Below are 801 nucleotides of genomic sequence, written 5' to 3' on the forward strand. Positions count from 1 at the left end.
AAAGCGCTTGATGAGCATTGTCATCCACCACAACCCGGACTGCGGCACTTCGCGCAACGTGCTGGCGATCATAAAGGCGTCGGGCGTGACACCGGTGGTCATCGAGTATCGCGAGACGGGCTGGACGCGCCCGCAACTCTTGGCGCTGTTTGCCGCTGCCGGATTGACCCCCCGAACAGCCCTGCGGACAACCAAATCTCCCGCGGAGGATCTGGGTCTGCTCGATCCGTCCGTCAGCGACGAGGCGATCCTCGCCGCGATGCTGGACCATCCGATCCTGGTCAACCGCCCGATCGTCTGCTCGCCCAAGGGCGTGCGCCTCTGCCGCCCGAGCGAAACCGTGCTCGATCTTCTCGATACTCTGCCGCCTGGCCCTTTCGCGAAAGAGGACGGCACGCAGCTGATCGACGCAAAAGGAAATCGCGTTGCCTGATACACCGAACCTCGACGAACGTCATGTCCAGCCGATCGACACGGATCGCTTGCTGCCGGCTGAACGAGCGACACATGCGCCCCGCATCCTGCTGCTCTACGGCTCTCTACGCGAGCGCTCGTTCAGCCGGCTGATGACGGAGGAAGCCGCCCGTGTCCTGACACGGTTCGGGGCTGAGACCCGGACCTATCGCCCGTCGGGTCTAACTCTGCCCGACGACGCGGATGCGGATCATCCGAAGGTGCAGGAGCTGCGCGATCTCGTCACCTGGTCCGAGGGCATGGTCTGGTGTTCGCCAGAGCGGCACGGCGCGATGACCGGGATCATGAAGACCCAGATCGACTGGATACCGCTGTCCCTCGGCGGTG

The 801-nt window shown here is 64.2% G+C and carries 2 protein-coding genes; both read left to right on the forward strand.

Going from position 1 to position 801, the window contains the following annotated elements:
* The first annotated feature begins 10 nt into the window (after nt 1-10).
* Nucleotides 11-433, forward strand: a complete 423-nt coding sequence (gene arsC, locus ACGRVM_RS16375) for an arsenate reductase (glutaredoxin) (RefSeq protein WP_377171360.1) — start codon at nt 11-13, stop codon at nt 431-433.
* The coding region (locus ACGRVM_RS16380; RefSeq protein WP_394624076.1) for an NAD(P)H-dependent oxidoreductase at nt 426-801 on the forward strand (376 nt) is incomplete at its 3' end. The genes arsC and ACGRVM_RS16380, both read left to right, overlap by 8 nt.

Source organism: Roseovarius aquimarinus, from assembly GCF_043661195.1.
Lineage (GTDB): Bacteria > Pseudomonadota > Alphaproteobacteria > Rhodobacterales > Rhodobacteraceae > Roseovarius > Roseovarius aquimarinus.